This is a genomic window from Mycobacterium sp. TH-M11 (assembly GCF_057473725.1).
The window spans coordinates 1-3,916 of the sequence record NZ_JBYCLD010000204.1; the positions used below are offsets into that span (position 1 = coordinate 1).

The window sequence follows — 3,916 nt, forward strand, 5'->3', positions numbered from 1 at the left end:
CCGACGCCCCATAGACCTCCTGCAGGTGGGCTTCGATATCGCGGGTGGTCATTCCCCGTGAATACAGCGACAACACCACCGAATTGATGTTGTTGAGCCGGCGGGTCTTCTTCGGCACAATCGCCGGCTCAAACGAGCCGTTGCGATCACGCGGCGCATCGATCTGCACCGGGCCGTTGACGGTGGTCACCGTTTTCGGCGTGGTGCCGTTGCGCGAATTTCCCGATCCGCGTCCGGCCGGATCGCCGGCCTCATAGCCCAGATGGTGGGTTAGCTCCGCATTCAGCGCCCGCTCCAGCACGGCCTTAGTCAGCTGGTTCAGCAAACCGTCCGCGCCGTCGATCGGGGTCCCGGTCTTCACCGCATCCTTAATCAACGAGTCCAGCGTCTCTTCGGTGAACATCTCGGCCAGCCGCCGCGCCGCGGTCGTCTCCTCAGCCGGCATCTGCATGGTCTTGGTCACAAAACACTCCTTCTGTCCGCCCAACGGCGGTCCGATGATGGACCACCCCGGACTTACACAGATGGAATGACACGCCCCGATGCCTCGTGATTGTTGAGCGACGCTGTGGGTGAGCACGACGGGGTCGTGGCACGTCACGTGAGTTGAGGACGGTCCGACCTGACGGTTATCGGGTGGGCCGAGTGCGAGTGGTGGCGTCACCGCGAGGACGACCGGTTTACGGTTCGGGTGATCTTGAAAGCCGACGGCCCTCCCCACGTGCTTTGACGGGACTGCGGGAAGGGCCGTCCGAACACGCCCGGAGGCGCGGTGCTCAGTGTAGGAGCAGATCCCGTTGTGGTTGAGAACCAGTTGCGTACCGGTGAGCTGAAGTGCCCGGATTGTGAGCTGCGGTTGGCGCCGTGGGGGCATGCCGCGCCGCGGTTTGTGCGCCGGGCCGCGACGGTGGTGGCCCGGATTCGACCACGGCGAGCGATCTGTTCGAGCCCGGCAGGATGTGGCCGCTCGCACGTGCTGTTGCCCCGGCTCTGCCTGGGACGACGGGTCGATCCGGTGACAGTGATCTGGGCGGCGCTGTTGGCCCGGGCGTCGGGCTGGGGGTGGCGGCGAATCTGTGCGGCGGCGGGTCGTCCGGCCTCGACAGTGCGGGGCTGGCTGTCGCGGTTCGCTGAGCATGCCGAGCCGATCCGGGTGGGGTTCGCTCGGCTGGAACACCTGGCCAACACCGGCGCGGACATGGTTCGCCTGACACCGGCGGCAAGCCCGCTGGCCGATGCGGTCTCCCAGATCGGTGCGGCGTGCGCGGCGGTGCGCCGGATGGCCGGTGCGGTGGTGTTCGAGGTGTCGGCGGCGGAGTTGGTGGCGGCGTGCTCGGGAGGCTGGCTGCTCGGGATGCGGCCGCCGGCGGTGGCGGCGACGGGAATCAACATATGTCCGCGTCTGTGACTGCCGGCCGCGGCGCGTCAGGGTCGACGGCGTCACTGCTGTCGACCATGAAAGCGTTGAGGTACCCCACCGATGGCCAAGCCAGAGCCGAAAAAGTCACGCACTGATCGGGCGCGTGATGTCGCGCTGTATCGCTACTCGCTGATCCGACCATTGGCCGATCCGAACCTGTCTGCGACTGAACGAGGCCGGCTGGTACGGGATATGGCCGCCCAGGTCCATATCGGGCCGTTCGGGCAGCCGACGGAGGTGTCGCGGGCCAGCCTGGACCGCTGGATTCGGGCGTGGCGGGCCGGCGGGTTCGACGCGCTGCTCCCCGCGCAGCGCCAGATCACCCCGCGCACCGACGCCGAGGTGCTGGAGTTGGCGGCGCGGCTCAAGGCCGAGCACCCCGCACGCACTGCGGCCCATATCGCCCGGATCGTTGAGGCCGAGCAGGGCTGGGCGCCGTCGGCGCGGACCCTGCAACGCCACTTCGCCCGCCTGGAGCTCAATACTCGCCCGGACGGCACCCCGCCGGCGGCGTTCGGCCGGTTCGAGGCAGGCGAACCTGATGAGTTGTGGATCAGCGACGGCCTGCACGGCCCGACCATCGACGGGAAACGGGCGGTGCTGTTCGCCCTGCTCGACGACCACTCCCGCTATGTGCCCGGCCACCGGTGGGGCTACGGCGAGGACACCCTGGGTATGCAGGCCGCGCTGCACGACGCGGTCAAAACCCACGGCTGCCCACGAAACCTATACTGCGACAACGGCTCTGCGTATTCCTCGAATCAACTGGCTTGGTCGGTGGCGGTGCTCGACATCCGGCTGGTGCACAGCAGGCCGGGCAGACCGCAGGGCCGCGGGAAAATCGAGAGATGGAACCGCACCGTGCGCGACCAATTCCTGGTCGAGATCCAAGCCGCCGGCGGCGTCGATTCACTCGATGAGCTGAACCGGCTGTTCACCGCATGGTTGCACCAGCAGTATCACCGGGTGGCGCATTCCGAGACCGGCGCCACCCCCACAGCGCGCTACCACGCCGAGGGCCGCACCCCGGCGCCGCGACCGGATACCGCACTGCTGCGGCGGGCATTTTTATGGCGTGAGCAGCGCAGAGTCACCGCCACCGCCACGGTTTCGCTACACGGCAACCGATACCAGGTCGACGCCGCCTTAGTCGGGCGCGTCGTGGACTTGCTGTTCACCCCGTTCGACCTGACCACCATCGACGTCGAATACCAGGGCAAGACGATGGGCCGGGCCGTACCGCACACCATCGGCCGCCACACCCACCCCGCGGTCAAACCCGGCGCCGTCGCCCCCGTCGAAGCCACCGGCATCGACTACCTGCACCTACTCGAGCAGGCACACCAAGCCGACGTGGGCCAGGCGATCAACTACCTCGCCCTGGCCGGCGGCGATGTCGAACCAACCCGCCACAACCAGGCTGACCCGGAAAACACCTGACCCGCATCATCATTCACCTCAACCACCGGGCCAGCCCCGGGGAACGGACCACCACCATGCTCGATAAAATTCAGTCGTATTTCGGCTTCACCACCATGCCCTTTGGCCGGGCCCTGGCACCGGGCATGCTGTTTCGCAGCGGTGATCATGCCCAGGCCGCCGCCCGCATCGGCTACGGCATCGCCACCCGCGGCATCACAGTGATCACCGGCGAAGTCGGCGTAGGCAAGACAGTGGCCGCCCGCGCGGCGATCGACCGCGCCGAACCGGCCCGCCACCACCTGATCTACATTCCCGACCCCACCGTCGGCGCCCGCGGCATCTACCACCACATCGTGTCCGCCCTCGGCGGGCGGCCCAGCTTCCACAACGCCTCCCTGGTCCCGCAAGCCCGCGACGCGCTCGCCGCCGAACATGCTGAGCGGGGCCGTGTCCCCATCGTGTGTATCGATGAAGCCCACTTGCTTTGCCACGATGCCCTCGAAGCACTGCGGCTGCTCACCAATCACCGCCTCGATACCGAATCCCCCTTCGCCACCATCCTTCTAGGCCAGCCCACCCTCGCCGCCAAAATGGCGCTGGGTACCCTGGCCGCACTCGAACAACGCATCACCGTGCGCCGCACCATGACCGGCATGACCGGCGAGGAGACCGCCGGCTACCTACGCCACCACCTCCAACTGGCGGGCCGATCTGATCCGCTGTTCACCGACGACGCCATCGCGCTCATCCACCAATCCAGCCGCGGCAAACCCCGCGGCATCAACCGGCTCGCCATCGCCGCCCTCATCGCCGCCTGCACCGCCGACAAGAACCTCATCGACGAGGCCAGCGCCCGAACCGCGGTCACCGAAACCAACCACGACCTCCAGCCCGCGACACCGTGACCACCACCGCGACACCGCGACCATCGACAACCCCGCCCGACACCACCAGGCAGGGTCAAATCACACCCGAACCAGCCTCAACGACAGTGGCGCCACCATGTGCAAGATCAGTGACGCGCAACAGCCGGATCTGGCTCCATCGCTAGCTGGCTCGCGCGCGAGACAGGCG

4 protein-coding genes are annotated in these 3,916 nt (G+C 67.5%); 3 read left to right on the top strand and 1 reads right to left on the bottom strand.

Annotation, left to right across the window (positions count from 1 at the left end; genetic code table 11):
- On the bottom strand, positions 1-412 hold a 412-nt coding region (locus AC2VOG_RS08950), incomplete at its 3' end, for a transposase (RefSeq protein ID WP_486939559.1).
- A 387-nt stretch (positions 413-799) separates the two neighbouring features.
- On the opposite strand from AC2VOG_RS08950, the gene AC2VOG_RS08955 reads away from it, so the two are divergent.
- The 3 genes from AC2VOG_RS08955 (at position 800) to AC2VOG_RS08965 (ending at position 3,747) form a co-directional block, all read left to right on the top strand.
- Positions 800-1,408, top strand: a complete 609-nt coding sequence (locus AC2VOG_RS08955) for a helix-turn-helix domain-containing protein (protein WP_486939558.1) — start codon at positions 800-802, stop codon at positions 1,406-1,408.
- A gap of 72 nt (positions 1,409-1,480) precedes the next feature.
- Complete coding sequence (locus AC2VOG_RS08960) at positions 1,481-2,860, top strand: DDE-type integrase/transposase/recombinase (protein ID WP_421528862.1); 1,380 nt, start codon at positions 1,481-1,483, stop codon at positions 2,858-2,860.
- A 56-nt stretch (positions 2,861-2,916) separates the two neighbouring features.
- On the top strand, positions 2,917-3,747 hold the full coding sequence (locus AC2VOG_RS08965) for an ExeA family protein (RefSeq protein ID WP_421528861.1): 831 nt from the start codon (positions 2,917-2,919) through the stop codon (positions 3,745-3,747).
- Positions 3,748-3,916 lie beyond the last annotated feature (169 nt).

Coding starts and splice junctions, on each gene's coding strand:
- AC2VOG_RS08960 (WP_421528862.1), top strand. CDS start 1,481: ATGGCCAAGCCAGAGCCGAAAAAGTCACGCACTGATCGGGCGCGTGAT.
- AC2VOG_RS08965 (WP_421528861.1), top strand. CDS start 2,917: ATGCTCGATAAAATTCAGTCGTATTTCGGCTTCACCACCATGCCCTTT.